This is a genomic window from Pseudomonas cavernicola (assembly GCF_003596405.1).
GTDB classification, from domain to species: domain Bacteria; phylum Pseudomonadota; class Gammaproteobacteria; order Pseudomonadales; family Pseudomonadaceae; genus Aquipseudomonas; species Aquipseudomonas cavernicola.
In genome coordinates, this window is record NZ_QYUR01000005.1 from 1 (window position 1) to 14,115 (window position 14,115).

9 protein-coding genes and 8 pseudogenes are annotated in these 14,115 nt (G+C 51.9%); 9 read left to right on the forward strand and 8 right to left on the reverse strand.

Features of this window, described 5'->3' with window-relative positions; all coding sequences use genetic code 11:
* Positions 1-361: 361 nt before the first annotated feature.
* The 3 genes and pseudogenes from D3879_RS26345 to D3879_RS16005 form a co-directional block, all read right to left on the reverse strand.
* On the reverse strand, positions 362-727 hold the full coding sequence (locus D3879_RS26345; protein ID WP_147411172.1) for a hypothetical protein: 366 nt from the start codon (positions 725-727) through the stop codon (positions 362-364).
* 960 nt (positions 728-1,687) lie between these two features.
* Positions 1,688-1,849, reverse strand: a pseudogene (locus tag D3879_RS26350) (tyrosine-type recombinase/integrase); the annotation flags it as partial.
* A 641-nt stretch (positions 1,850-2,490) separates the two neighbouring features.
* On the reverse strand, positions 2,491-3,201 hold the full coding sequence (locus D3879_RS16005; protein WP_147411174.1) for a DUF6538 domain-containing protein: 711 nt from the start codon (positions 3,199-3,201) through the stop codon (positions 2,491-2,493).
* Positions 3,202-3,310: 109 nt separating this feature from the next.
* Here D3879_RS16005 and D3879_RS16010 point away from each other — a divergent pair, with 109 nt between their 5' ends.
* Entirely contained in the window at positions 3,311-3,628 is a 318-nt protein-coding gene (locus D3879_RS16010; protein WP_119955288.1) for a YqfO family protein, read from the forward strand.
* 96 nt (positions 3,629-3,724) lie between these two features.
* Here D3879_RS16010 and D3879_RS16015 read toward each other — a convergent pair.
* Together D3879_RS16015 and D3879_RS16020 are read right to left on the reverse strand one after the other, a co-directional pair.
* Positions 3,725-4,230 (reverse strand): annotated as a pseudogene (locus D3879_RS16015) (L,D-transpeptidase family protein).
* A 38-nt stretch (positions 4,231-4,268) separates the two neighbouring features.
* A pseudogene (locus tag D3879_RS16020) lies at positions 4,269-4,824 on the reverse strand (NUDIX hydrolase).
* Positions 4,825-4,994: 170 nt separating this feature from the next.
* Between D3879_RS16020 and D3879_RS16025 the strand changes: the two are divergent.
* The 3 pseudogenes from D3879_RS16025 to D3879_RS16035 all read left to right on the forward strand — a co-directional run.
* Positions 4,995-5,596: pseudogene (locus D3879_RS16025) on the forward strand (CoA pyrophosphatase).
* Positions 5,597-5,622: 26 nt separating this feature from the next.
* Positions 5,623-6,134, forward strand: a pseudogene (locus D3879_RS16030) (gamma carbonic anhydrase family protein); the annotation flags it as partial.
* Positions 6,135-6,146: 12 nt separating this feature from the next.
* A pseudogene (locus D3879_RS16035) lies at positions 6,147-6,242 on the forward strand (DUF1289 domain-containing protein); the annotation flags it as partial.
* 143 nt (positions 6,243-6,385) lie between these two features.
* On the opposite strand, the pseudogene D3879_RS16040 reads toward D3879_RS16035, so the two are convergent.
* Both D3879_RS16040 and D3879_RS16045 read right to left on the reverse strand, forming a co-directional pair.
* A pseudogene (locus D3879_RS16040) lies at positions 6,386-6,906 on the reverse strand (gamma carbonic anhydrase family protein).
* Positions 6,907-6,932: 26 nt separating this feature from the next.
* Positions 6,933-7,536 (reverse strand): annotated as a pseudogene (locus D3879_RS16045) (CoA pyrophosphatase).
* A 170-nt stretch (positions 7,537-7,706) separates the two neighbouring features.
* On the opposite strand from D3879_RS16045, the gene D3879_RS16050 reads away from it, so the two are divergent.
* Together D3879_RS16050 and D3879_RS16055 are read left to right on the forward strand one after the other, a co-directional pair.
* On the forward strand, positions 7,707-8,261 hold the full coding sequence (locus tag D3879_RS16050; protein ID WP_119955289.1) for an NUDIX hydrolase: 555 nt from the start codon (positions 7,707-7,709) through the stop codon (positions 8,259-8,261).
* A gap of 38 nt (positions 8,262-8,299) precedes the next feature.
* Positions 8,300-8,803, forward strand: a complete 504-nt coding sequence (locus D3879_RS16055) for a L,D-transpeptidase family protein (RefSeq protein WP_119955291.1) — start codon at positions 8,300-8,302, stop codon at positions 8,801-8,803.
* A gap of 96 nt (positions 8,804-8,899) precedes the next feature.
* Here the strand turns inward: D3879_RS16055 and D3879_RS16060 are convergent, their stop codons facing one another.
* Complete coding sequence (locus D3879_RS16060) at positions 8,900-9,217, reverse strand: YqfO family protein (RefSeq protein ID WP_119955288.1); 318 nt, start codon at positions 9,215-9,217, stop codon at positions 8,900-8,902.
* A gap of 109 nt (positions 9,218-9,326) precedes the next feature.
* Between D3879_RS16060 and D3879_RS16065 the strand changes: the two genes are divergently transcribed.
* The 3 genes from D3879_RS16065 to D3879_RS16070 form a co-directional block, all read left to right on the forward strand.
* Positions 9,327-10,841, forward strand: a complete 1,515-nt coding sequence (locus tag D3879_RS16065) for a tyrosine-type recombinase/integrase (protein ID WP_119955290.1) — start codon at positions 9,327-9,329, stop codon at positions 10,839-10,841.
* Positions 10,842-12,478: 1,637 nt separating this feature from the next.
* Complete coding sequence (locus D3879_RS26355) at positions 12,479-12,661, forward strand: hypothetical protein (protein ID WP_147411176.1); 183 nt, start codon at positions 12,479-12,481, stop codon at positions 12,659-12,661.
* Positions 12,662-13,010: 349 nt separating this feature from the next.
* The coding region (locus D3879_RS16070; RefSeq protein ID WP_119955292.1) for a primase-helicase family protein at positions 13,011-14,115 on the forward strand (1,105 nt) is incomplete at its 3' end.

The window sequence follows — 14,115 nt, forward strand, 5'->3', positions numbered from 1 at the left end:
AAACGGAAGGATTGATGCCGACGAATTGAACCATCTGGCCATTTACGTTTACTCATTAACTTCTACCTCCTTCTTCTTGTGGTTGATAAATTCATTAACCAATTCACTTGGCGACTTGCCCAGTAGAATTGCTTGGCGTTGCAGGTAGTGGAGGTTTTCCAAGCTGATTAGCATCAACTCTTACTGAATACGTCATTACCGATATACAGATAATCTGATCTCATTGTTAAATCCTTTGTTTATAGGCGATAAAATCCCGCACACTGATAAGCTGTAGTTGGCTTGTCTTGGATGTGTTCGATGAAATTAGTGTTGAAAAACACTAATAACAATGCTGTTTTGATCGATGTTTAGAGGGTGCTTAGAGCTGGTTTGATTCTGCTTCAATCAAAAGCTGTTCAATCTGCTCTTGAAGGGTGAAAAGCTGTTCAGTTGTATCAAGCTTGAACAACAAGTCTTTAAAAGTAAGCTGTAGCTTTCGGCGTGCACGGTGAAGCCTTACGCGGGGTGTGCTCGGGTAGTGCTTATTTTGTTGCGGTGGAGTCATTTTCATTTTCCTTTTGTTGTTGTTTAAGAATGTCGAGCATTTCGGATTTGTTAGGCCGAGTTTTACACGGAATTTGTGCATTTTGCTGTGGCAGACGTTTGAGCAGATTAGTTTACTTGCCCTGGTGCATTGCATTTCGGCATTGCACATGAGGCAGTTTCGAATGGTAATAACAGCCATAAATAGGCCTCCGTTTTAATGGTGATGTTTAGATTGTATGGGTGGAATAACGAATTAAAGGTAAACAAAACGCCAGAAACACCAAAACCGGAAGGGATGAGGTAACCTGAATGCCAGTGTGTAATGGCGATAACAAAATAACTGTAGGTCTATCGGTATCTAACGCCAAGAACAAAACCCACAGAGTGGGAAAGTCGAGGCTACAGTTTTTTGATTTACGCTGGCAGTCTTGTAAGTGACAGCGTTTGTTTACAGCAGAGGGTGAAGCGAAGAGGAGGTATTACAGTTTGAATCAAGAGGATAGAGCGAAAGGACAGAGCTATTGTAGGAAGTCCATTGCGGAATACTTGCACCAAACCTTTATCTTATTCAGTCAGTTTAAAGTATCATACTTACAAACGAAATTGCAATAGGGTGAAAACTAACTTACATATACTAAACAAGTGAAACCCGCATATCTAAAGGCTCGCAGCCATATTTGATTGAATTCATTATTTTTCAATATGCGACGAACGGTACTGCTAATACAATCTCTTTTGCCGATTACGCAACCAAGATCACCCGCAAGAGCGGAAATTTAACACAATCTCTGTCTCTATTTGTCTTAACGCTATACCGCTGTTGATCTTAATCTTCTCTACTTTCTTACATTCTACTCTATTTACCTGAGCATCTGCGGTGGATCATACACCGCTACTACGATCTGTGGTGTTTTCAAAAGCGGGTAGAGCACTCTACAGTGGTCTGAAATTCTGTAAAGCTATTTCTATAAACTTTACATACTCTGTGGATAACTTCACTACCATACGAAATACAAACATACGGGAAAAACAGTGTGTTTTGCGCGTTCTCTTGTTTTGGTGTGTCGGACACGGAGAAAGCGAGAAAACGATTTTAGAGCCCCATTTTCCCTACGTTATAGGGAAGATGGGGCATGTTTAGCCTGTGTGCTGGTGCTGGTTAGAAATTGAACTCAAGTAGCTTGATTGCCTCGGCCTTCTGCCCAAGTGAAGCGCCTGCACTGTAAACGTCGAAGGTTATGCTTCCACGGCGATGACCCAAAATGCTTGAGATAACCAGTGGACTGGCCCCGGCTTGTTCTAGCTGCGTTGCCGTGCTGCTGCGAAAACTATGGAAACGTGGCGATCTGTGAACCCTTCGGCCTTCTTGAGCTTGGTGAACCGTTGCTGTGGGCCGTTCAGGCGTTTACCGGCTGCATCTGGTTTAGCTGCATACAAGAACCCATCCTTCGTCTGTTTGAGGCGCTGGACGTACAGCGGGAGCAATGACGGGTGGATTGGTAGTGTTCGGATACCTGCGGCAGTTTTGAATCTTCCACGTTAAAAGCGATTGGCTGGTGGTTATCGTCAAACACGGTGGTGCTGGTGCTGATTCGTCCAATCTCTTCAATCCGGCAACCTGTCAGACAAGCAAACTTGATTAGGTCGGCTAATTCTTGGTCGCCCTTGGCCACTGCTGCGGCGTGTAGCTGTTCTGCTTCCTGTCGTGTGTACGCTTCCCATGATTCACCCCCGGCCTTGCCTACCCCTTGCGTGGGTGTGTTCTGCGAATGGACTGGGGAGGTGGGCGAACTGATCACGGTAGGTCTGAACATACCGGCAGGCGTACTTATGCCACTTGCGCAAGGCCCATAGGTGGCCCTGCCTTGTCTGGGCGCTTGTCGCTGATCGTGTCCAGGTACTCGGCCACTGTATCGAACGTCAGCGGCTTGACCTGTGTGGTCAGGTATGAGGAGAAGGCTTCTAGCTTGCTGATGAGTACGGCGGTAGTGCGGGCGTTGTCGTTCTGGCTTTCGTATGCTGCCTGAATGCTGCAATGGCACCCGCGCTGATTGGTGACTTGGGTTTATAGGTCTTGGGATCGATAGCTATTGAAAGGGCTTCTGCTGCCTCGGTGGGAGACAGGTTGTAGTGTCTGGCAATGATCTGTGATGGGGCGGTTGGAAGGGTGCTAAGTGCTGAGCTGAGAAAGCCAATACTGTCGCCCTTTTGGGCAGCTTCCAAGCTGGGGATCAATTCAGAGGGGAGGCTGGTTGCACCATCCCTGTAAAGGAGGGCCACGACTTTAGCTAGGTCGGCGGCTGCCTCGGATAGTTTTGCATTCTGTTCTGCCTCGGACAGTGCAAAGAATGGATCGCTAGGGTGGGGCTTGTTCTTGATCGCTGATAGCAGGCTGTTGTCGATTCTTGCACCTAGAGCTTTAGCATTGTCTGCCAATTCCTCGCGCCATGCGTCCCCCTTAGCCAGCTTGGCGTCACGTATTGATCTAAATGAAGCTTTCCATTGTCCAATCACTTGAGTGGCAATGGTCTTGGCCAGCATCTTGTCGCCAGTCTTCAAGGATTTGCTAAGGATTCGACGATTACCAAAGGCGTGGCGGAGGTCGGCGGGTACATCTATGCGGACATGCCACGTTGTGGAGCGCTGCACAAGGTGATTGGATTTTGCTGGCATAATGACACCACTGGAGGGGGATTCTACCCACCAATTCTACCCAATATTTCTACCCAAAATATATCAAAACCCTTGAATGGCCGGTGTTTGCAGGGCTGGAGGTGCAATATTGTACAAACTGTGTTTTTATGTCCCGGAAACTCATCTGGACGTTGTTAAGAATGCTGTTTTTGCCGCTGGTGCTGGGCGTATCGGCGCCTATGACAGTTGCTGCTGGCAGGCCCTCGGGCAGGGGCAGTTCCGGCCGCTGGCGGGCAGTCAGCCGTTCATCGGTCAGGCCGGTCTGCTCGAGCAAGTGGCAGAGTGGAAAGTCGAGTTGGTGGTGGCTGACGAGTTGATCCACGACGCGGTGAAGGCGTTGCGCACGGCGCATCCCTACGAGACACCGGCATTCGAGGTGTGGCGCTTGTCGGACTTGGTCTTCTGAAATGCATCCAGCAAAAAAGGCGCTCGAGGGCGCCTTTTTGCTGTTTGATGTAGGGGGGAACTCACCAATGGTGCTGGATGGTGGGTTTCACCCACCCTACGGGCGGATTTCGATCAGGGTGCCATCTTTTACCACATTCCAGATTTCACGCATGTCGCTGTTCTTCATGGCGATGCAGCCTTCGGTCCAATCCAGGGTATGGAAATACCACTCCGGGTACTCCTCATCCAATGGCGTGCCGTGGATCATGATCATGCCCGCCAGGCGGAACCCCTTCTTTGCGCGCGTTAGCCTGGTCGCGGATATTCGGGTAGGAGATATGCATGGCCAGGTTGTATTTGTCACTGTTCTTGCGCCAGTCGATCCAATAGAAACCTTCTGGAGTGCGGCGATCGCCCTCGCGCTGTTTGGCGCCTTCGGGTTGCTTGCCGAGAGAAACGCGATAGGCCTTCAGCACCTGGCCGTGTCCCATTAGCAGCAGCTTGCGCTCGGATTTCACCACTAGAACCTTGTCCACGGCTTTGCCGTCGAGAGTCGGCGCGGCATTGGCGTGGGATAAAGTGGCAAAAAGATAAACAGAGAACCGCTAACAACCAGCGCATCGGAGCTATATCCCAGGTCATCGGAGCCGCCATGGCGGTCACGTTTTCTTGTAGTGCGCGCGCAAGGCCTCAACGGACTCATTGCGCACGGGGTAGGTCTGCGCTACCCGGTCGGCAAAGTAGCATTCTAAGGTACGGCCGACCGTCGGGAAAGCCAGCTCTGACCATGGGATGTCACGTTCGTGGAACAACTTCACCTCCAGGCTTTCGGCGCCGACGGCAAAGTCCAGGTCGACCAGCTCGGCGCGAAAAAACACATGCATCTGGCTGATATGCGGCAGATCGAACAGGGTGTAGAGGCTCAGCCCTTGCACGCGGGCGCAAGCCTCTTCCAGCGTTTCCCGGGCGGCAGCCTGCTGCATGGTCTCACCGTTCTCCATAAAGCCGGCGGGGAGCGTCCAGTAGCCGCGGCGCGGCTCAATCGCTCGACGGCAGAGCAGTACTTGCTCGCCCCATACTGGCACGCAGCCGGCGACGATTCGCGGGTTCTGGTAATGGATGGTCTGGCACTCAACGCAGACGAAGCGCGGGCGGTTATCGCCCTCCGGAATGCGCTGGCGTCACGGGGCTACCGCACTGGCTACAAAACTTCATGCCGGATCCTCTGTGTTCGTCGTCCATCTTGGCGCGCGGGTGGCCTTGGCGGCAAGTTGTCGAGGAGGCAAAGTCACGCTGCTGAATGATGCCACCTGGTGGCGCAGGGCTTGGGCGAGCCGGTTCTTTCATGCCATGATGCCGAGCAGAACAAAAGACCGAGAATGCCCATGCTCGATGAGCTACTCCACCGTGTGCGCAGCTATACGCCGCGCGTTCTGGAGACCGACCATAGCTTCCCAGAGGCGGCGGTGCTGGTGCCTATCACCCGCAGCGACGCGCCGGAACTGGTGCTGACTTTGCGTGCCAGTGGTCTGTCGACCCATGGCGGCGAAGTCGCCTTCCCGGTGGGCGGCGCGACCCGGAAGACCGCGATCTGATTGATACCGCGCTGCGTGAGGCGCAGGAGGAAATCGGTCTGCCGGCGGGTTTGGTCGAAGTGATTGGCCCGCTCAGTAGCCTGGTGTCGCGGCACGGCATTCAGGTCACACCTTATGTTGGCATTGTCCCCGCTTACGTCGAGTATCAGGCCAACGATGGCGAAATCGCCTCGGTCTTCACGGTGCCGCTGGAGTTCTTTCGCGACGATCCGCGGGAGATGACTCATCGCATCGACTACCTCGGCCGCAGTTGGTATGTACCGAGTTATCGCTATGGCGAATATAAAATCTGGGGCCTGACCGCGATCATGGTGGTTGAATTGGTCAATCTGCTTTACGACGCAGGGATCTCCCTGCATCAGCCTTCCGAATCCTTTATCAACCTGGGCTGAATGGTCGCAGTTTTGAGGGCAACATCATGAAATATCGCCTGGGACAGTCGAGTGTCGACGTGCATCCGGACAGTTGGGTTGCGCCGAATGCCACCTTGGTTGGCAAGGTCAAGCTGGAGCCTGGGGCCAGTGTCTGGTTCAACGTGGTGCTGCGTGGCGATAACGAACTGATCCATATCGGTGAGAACAGTAACGTGCAGGACGGAACGGTGATGCACACCGACATGGGCTATCCACTGTCCATCGGCAAGGGCGTGACCATTGGTCATAACGCCATGCTGCATGGCTGCTCGGTCGGCGAGTACAGCCTGATCGGGATTAACGCCGTGGTGCTCAACGGCGCCAAGATCGGCAAGTACTGCATCATCGGCGCTAACGCCTTGATTGGCGAAGGCAAAGAAATTCCGGACGGCTCTTTGGTGATGGCTCACCGGGTAAGGTGGTGCGCGAGCTGACTGAAGCTCAGAAGAAAATGCTCGAAGCCAGCGCCGCGCACTACGTACATAACGCCCAGCGCTACGCGCGCGATTTGGTCGAGCAGGGACGCTTGATGGACGTTGAGCGTCCAGTGGCCTCGCCTTGCGTGAGTGTCTGTGCGCTGGACGATGCGGATATCTGCATCGGCTGCCAGCGCAATGTGGAGGAATCACCCGCTGGAGCCGCCGCATGGATACACCGCGCAGCGGGTCGCCATTCGTTGCTACATTGGGCGCTGGCAGCCGATGCAGATTCGCATCGTCCAGCCACAGACACTCACGCAAGGCGAGGCCACTGGACGCTCAACGTCCATCAAGCGTCCTGCTCGACCAAATCGCGCGCGTAGCGCTGGGCCGTTATGTACGTAGTGCGCTGGCTTCGAGCATTTTCTTCTGAGCTTCAGTCAGCTCGCGCACCACCTTACCCGGTGAGCCCATCACCAAAGAGCCGTCCGGAATTTCTTTGCCTTCGCCAATCAAGGCGTTAGCGCCGATGATGCAGTACTTGCCGATCTTGGCGCCGTTGAGCACCACGGCGTTAATCCCGATCAGGCTGTACTCGCCGACCGAGCAGCCATGCAGCATGGCGTTATGACCAATGGTCACGCCCTTGCCGATGGACAGTGGATAGCCCATGTCGGTGTGCATCACCGTTCCGTCCTGCACGTTACTGTTCTCACCGATATGGATCAGTTCGTTATCGCCACGCAGCACCACGTTGAACCAGACACTGGCCCCAGGCTCCAGCTTGACCTTGCCAACCAAGGTGGCATTCGGCGCAACCCAACTGTCCGGATGCACGTCGACACTCGACTGTCCCAGGCGATATTTCATGATGTTGCCCTCAAAACTGCGACCATTCAGCCCAGGTTGATAAAGGATTCGGAAGGCTGATGCAGGGAGATCCCTGCGTCGTAAAGCAGATTGACCAATTCAACCACCATGATCGCGGTCAGGCCCCAGATTTTATATTCGCCATAGCGATAACTCGGTACATACCAACTGCGGCCGAGGTAGTCGATGCGATGAGTCATCTCCCGCGGATCGGTCGCGAAAGAACTCCAGCGGCACCGTGAAGACCGAGGCGATTTCGCCATCGTTGGCCTGATACTCGACGTAAGCGGGGACAATGCCAACATAAGGTGTGACCTGAATGCCGTGCCGCGACACCAGGCTACTGAGCGGGCCAATCACTTCGACCAAACCCGCCGGCAGACCGATTTCCTCCTGCGCCTCACGCAGCGCGGTATCAATCAGATCGCGGTCTTCCGGGTCGCGCCGCCCACCGGGGAAGGCGACTTCGCCGCCATGGGTCGACAGACCACTGGCACGCAAAGTCAGCACCAGTTCCGGCGCGTCGCTGCGGGTGATAGGCACCAGCACCGCCGCCTCTGGGAAGCTATGGTCGGTCTCCAGAACGCGCGGCGTATAGCTGCGCACACGGTGGAGTAGCTCATCGAGCATGGGCATTCTCGGTCTTTTGTTCTGCTCGGCATCATGGCATGAAAGAACCGGCTCGCCCAAGCCCTGCGCCACCAGGTGGCATCATTCAGCAGCGTGACTTTGCCTCCTCGACAACTTGCCGCCAAGGCCACCCGCGCGCCAAGATGGACGACGAACACAGAGGATCCGGCATGAAGTTTTGTAGCCAGTGCGGTAGCCCCGTGACGCAGCGCATTCCGGAGGGCGATAACCGCCCGCGCTTCGTCTGCGTTGAGTGCCAGACCATCCATTACCAGAACCCGCGAATCGTCGCCGGCTGCGTGCCAGTATGGGGCGAGCAAGTACTGCTCTGCCGTCGAGCGATTGAGCCGCGCCGCGGCTACTGGACGCTCCCCGCCGGCTTTATGGAGAACGGTGAGACCATGCAGCAGGCTGCCGCCCGGGAAACGCTGGAAGAGGCTTGCGCCCGCGTGCAAGGGCTGAGCCTCTACACCCTGTTCGATCTGCCGCATATCAGCCAGATGCATGTGTTTTTTCGCGCCGAGCTGGTCGACCTGGACTTTGCCGTCGGCGCCGAAAGCCTGGAGGTGAAGTTGTTCCACGAACGTGACATCCCATGGTCAGAGCTGGCTTTCCCGACGGTCGGCCGTACCTTAGAATGCTACTTTGCCGACCGGGTAGCGCAGACCTACCCCGTGCGCAATGAGTCCGTTGAGGCCTTGCGCGCGCACTACAAGAAAACGTGACCGCCATGGCGGCTCCGATGACCTGGGATATAGCTCCGATGCGCTGGTTGTTAGCGGTTCTCTGTTTATCTTTTGCCACTTTATCCCACGCCAATGCCGCGCCGACTCTCGACGGCAAAGCCGTGGACAAGGTTCTAGTGGTGAAATCCGAGCGCAAGCTGCTGCTAATGGGACACGGCCAGGTGCTGAAGGCCTATCGCGTTTCTCTCGGCAAGCAACCCGAAGGCGCCAAACAGCGCGAGGGCGATCGCCGCACTCCAGAAGGTTTCTATTGGATCGACTGGCGCAAGAACAGTGACAAATACAACCTGGCCATGCATATCTCCTACCCGAATATCCGCGACCAGGCTAACGCGCGCAAAGAAGGGGTTCCGCCTGGCGGCATGATCATGATCCACGGCACGCCATTGGATGAGGAGTACCCGGAGTGGTATTTCCATACCCTGGATTGGACCGAAGGCTGCATCGCCATGAAGAACAGCGACATGCGTGAAATCTGGAATGTGGTAAAAGATGGCACCCTGATCGAAATCCGCCCGTAGGGTGGGTGAAACCCACCATCCAGCACCATTGGTGAGTTCCCCCCTACATCAAACAGCAAAAAGGCGCCCTCGAGCGCCTTTTTTGCTGGATGCATTTCAGAAGACCAAGTCCGACAAGCGCCACACCTCGAATGCCGGTGTCTCGTAGGGATGCGCCGTGCGCAACGCCTTCACCGCGTCGTGGATCAACTCGTCAGCCACCACCAACTCGACTTTCCACTCTGCCACTTGCTCGAGCAGACCGGCCTGACCGATGAACGGCTGACTGCCCGCCAGCGGCCGGAACTGCCCCTGCCCGAGGGCCTGCCAGCAGCAACTGTCATAGGCGCCGATACGCCCAGCACCAGCGGCAAAAACAGCATTCTTAACAACGTCCAGATGAGTTTCCGGGACATAAAAACACAGTTTGTACAATATTGCACCTCCAGCCCTGCAAACACCGGCCATTCAAGGGTTTTGATATATTTTGGGTAGAAATATTGGGTAGAATTGGTGGGTAGAATCCCCCTCCAGTGGTGTCATTATGCCAGCAAAATCCAATCACCTTGTGCAGCGCTCCACAACGTGGCATGTCCGCATAGATGTACCCGCCGACCTCCGCCACGCCTTTGGTAATCGTCGAATCCTTAGCAAATCCTTGAAGACTGGCGACAAGATGCTGGCCAAGACCATTGCCACTCAAGTGATTGGACAATGGAAAGCTTCATTTAGATCAATACGTGACGCCAAGCTGGCTAAGGGGGACGCATGGCGCGAGGAATTGGCAGACAATGCTAAAGCTCTAGGTGCAAGAATCGACAACAGCCTGCTATCAGCGATCAAGAACAAGCCCCACCCTAGCGATCCATTCTTTGCACTGTCCGAGGCAGAACAGAATGCAAAACTATCCGAGGCAGCCGCCGACCTAGCTAAAGTCGTGGCCCTCCTTTACAGGGATGGTGCAACCAGCCTCCCCTCTGAATTGATCCCCAGCTTGGAAGCTGCCCAAAAGGGCGACAGTATTGGCTTTCTCAGCTCAGCACTTAGCACCCTTCCAACCGCCCAATCACAGATCATTGCCAGACACTACAACCTGTCTCCCACCGAGGCAGCAGAAGCCCTTTCAATAGCTATCGATCCCAAGACCTATAAACCCAAGTCACCAATCAGCGCGGGTGCCATTGCAGCATTCAGGCAGCATTACGAAAGCCAGAACGACAACGCCCGCACTACCGCCGTACTCATCAGCAAGCTAGAAGCCTTCTCCTCATACCTGACCACACAGGTCAAGCCGCTGACGTTCGATACAGTGGCCGAGTACCTGGACACGATCAGCGACAAGCGCCAGACAAGGCAGGGCCACCTATGGGCCTTGCGCAAGTGGCATAAGTACGCCTGCCGGTATGTTCAGACCTACCGTGATCAGTTCGCCCACCTCCCCAGTCCATTCGCAGAACACACCCACGCAAGGGTAGGCAAGGCCGGGGGTGAATCATGGGAAGCGTACACACGACAGGAAGCAGAACAGCTACACGCCGCAGCAGTGGCCAAGGGCGACCAAGAATTAGCCGACCTAATCAAGTTTGCTTGTCTGACAGGTTGCCGGATTGAAGAGATTGGACGAATCAGCACCAGCACCACCGTGTTTGACGATAACCACCAGCCAATCGCTTTTAACGTGGAAGATTCAAAAACTGCCGCAGGTATCCGAACACTACCAATCCACCCGTCATTGCTCCCGCTGTACGTCCAGCGCCTCAAACAGACGAAGGATGGGTTCTTGTATGCAGCTAAACCAGATGCAGCCGGTAAACGCCTGAACGGCCCACAGCAACGGTTCACCAAGCTCAAGAAGGCCGAAGGGTTCACAGATCGCCACGTTTTCCATAGTTTTCGCAGCAGCACGGCAACGCAGCTAGAACAAGCCGGGGCCAGTCCACTGGTTATCTCAAGCATTTTGGGTCATCGCCGTGGAAGCATAACCTTCGACGTTTACAGTGCAGGCGCTTCACTTGGGCAGAAGGCCGAGGCAATCAAGCTACTTGAGTTCAATTTCTAACCCAGCACCAGCACACAGGCTAAACATGCCCATCTTCCCCTATAACGTAGGGAAAATGGGGCTCTAAAATCGTTTTCTCGCTTTCTCCGTGTCCGACAACACCAAAACAAGAGAACGCGCAAAACACACTGTTTTTCCCGTATGTTTGTATTTCGTATGGTAGTGAAGTTATCCACAGAGTATGTAAAGTTTATAGAAATAGCTTTACAGAATTTCAGACCACTGTAGAGTGCTCTACCCGCTTTTGAAAACACCACAGATCGTAGTAGCGGTGTATGATCCACCGCAGATGCTCAGGTAAATAGAGTAGAATGTAAGAAAGTAGAGAAGATTAAGATCAACAGCGGTATAGCGTTAAGACAAATAGAGACAGAGATTGTGTTAAATTTCCGCTCTTGCGGGTGATCTTGGTTGCGTAATCGGCAAAAGAGATTGTATTAGCAGTACCGTTCGTCGCATATTGAAAAATAATGAATTCAATCAAATATGGCTGCGAGCCTTTAGATATGCGGGTTTCACTTGTTTAGTATATGTAAGTTAGTTTTCACCCTATTGCAATTTCGTTTGTAAGTATGATACTTTAAACTGACTGAATAAGATAAAGGTTTGGTGCAAGTATTCCGCAATGGACTTCCTACAATAGCTCTGTCCTTTCGCTCTATCCTCTTGATTCAAACTGTAATACCTCCTCTTCGCTTCACCCTCTGCTGTAAACAAACGCTGTCACTTACAAGACTGCCAGCGTAAATCAAAAACTGTAGCCTCGACTTTCCCACTCTGTGGGTTTTGTCGTTCTTGGCGTTAGATACCGATAGACCTACAGTTATTTTGTTATCCATTACACACTGGCATTCAGGTTACCTCATCCCTTCCGGGTGTTGGTGTGTTCTGGCGTTTTGTTTACCTTTAATTCGTTATTCCACCCATACAATCTAAACATCACCATTAAAACGGAGGCCTATTTATGGCTGTTATTACCATTCGAAACTGCCTCATGTGCAATGCCGAAATGCAATGCACCAGGGCAAGTAAACTAATCTGCTCAAACGTCTGCCACAGCAAAATGCACAAATTCCGTGTAAAACTCGGCCTAACAAATTCCGAAATGCTCGACATTCTTAAACAACAACAAAAGGAAAATGAAAATGACTCCACCGCAACAAAATAAGCACTACCCGAGCACACCCCGCGTAAGGCTTCACCGTGCACGCCGAAAGCTACAGCTTACTTTTAAGACTTGTTGTTCAAGCTTGATACAACTGAACAGCTTTTCACCCTTCAAGAGCAGATTGAACAGCTTTTGATTGAAGCAGAATCAAACCAGCTCTAAGCACCCTCTAAACATCGATCAAAACAGCATTGTTATTAGTGTTTTTCAACACTAATTTCATCGAACACATCCAAGACAAGCCAACTACAGCTTATTCAGTGTGCGGGATTTTATCGCCTATAAAAAAAGGATTTAACAATGAGATCAGATTATCTGTATATCGGTAATGACGTATTCAGTAAAGAGTTGATGCTAATCAGCTTGGAAAACCTCCACTACCTGCAACGCCAAGCAATTCTACTGGGCAAGTCGCCAAGTGAATTGGTTAATGAATTTATCAACCACAAGAAGAAGGAGGTAGAAGTTAATGAGTAAACGTAAATGGCCAGATGGTTCAATTCGTCGGCATCAATCCTTCCGTTTATACATCGACACTGAGGCTCTCAAGCGTCTTGAAAACTTACCAGATACAGAACACCCATCCTTAAGCTACCTAATTAATGAATTGCTTGAAGACTATCTAACAGAAAAGGAAAATACAAAACAATGAGCGTTACACATTACGCCAGCGGTGAACCACGAAAATATAGGACTTGCCGCATTTGCTTAAGCATGAAGTTTGTAAGTGAATATGAAGCCATTGAAGGTGACAAGCCTCCGTTGTCAGGTCTTCTGAATGAGCTACTGGAAGACTGGATTATTACTGAACAACTGAAAATCGAATTTAAGAAGGTGAACAAATGAAATCTAGCATCCGAATCACCCTTAGCGAGCGCTGCACACAAGAGTTAATCAAACTTATGAACCAACTCGATATCGACAGCCCCACCACTGCGTCAATACCATCATCACTGAATACTACAAAAACCATTGTCTATCCCTGAAAGAGGAAAATTCTAATGAATCAAGCAACACCAGCACCAACCAATAACAACAAAGCAATTGCTGCCGTAAAATCTCGTTTTGTTCGCCTACCATCTGCTAATACCTACCCTCGTTTCCGTGACATTATCACAGGTATTGAGCAAGCAGACGCCGCCATTCTTTGCCATTACTACCGCAAGCATAGTAATAGTGCTGACAACACCCCTGAGGCCCAATATCTCGTTAACTGCCTTGAGTGGGTATATGGCGAAGGCTTCCAGCCTAATGCTGGCAATGTAATCAATGGTGGTTTACTAAACCTTTGGAAGCCTTCCAGCATTCAACCAAGCGGCCAGCTTGTTAAGCCTGAACAAGTACAACCATTCTTAGAATTCCTACGCCGCTGGTTTCCTAATGACCTTGAACGTCAGTATATGGGCTGGTGGCTCTCTCACACAGTACGCAAACCAGAAGTTAGAATTATCGCCACGCCAGTATTGAGAAGTGAACACGGCATAGGTAAGGGGTTTTTAGTTGAGACTCTGCTTTCTACCCTACTCGGTAAATCTTCTGTAGCGGTATGCGGCCTAAAGGACGTTGTAGGCGATTTTAACGACGTTGTAGAAGGTAAGACGCTGCTATTGATCGATGAGGTGTACAAGAGCAAAAAAAGCACTACAGACGCGCTCAAGAGCTTCCAGGGCAACGCCACTATCCCGCTGCACAGAAAGCACAAGCCAACGATCACCATTGATAACTATCTGAATTTCATCATCACCAGTAATGACCACTTACCGCTAATACTTGAGAAAGGCGATCGCCGCTTTTGGATTCCCGGTTTTATCACTCATAAAGAATCAGTCACCGAGACAGCCGAATTTATCAACACGGTGTTGAAGCCTTGGCTACAGAATGAAAATGGTTTTCAGCTTGTGCGGGATTATTTGGAGCAAGTGGATTTGTCGAAATTCCGCCCAACTGATGCACCACCTATGACAACCAGTAAGCAGGAACTTATGGGCTTTAGCACTACTGACAAGCTGGAAGAGGTGTTAGCGGACGTTGTAGAGGCTAACAAAGTGCTGACCGTTAAGTGGGTGAAGGATACTTATGGTGGTGATTTTGAGCATGGCTTGTCTG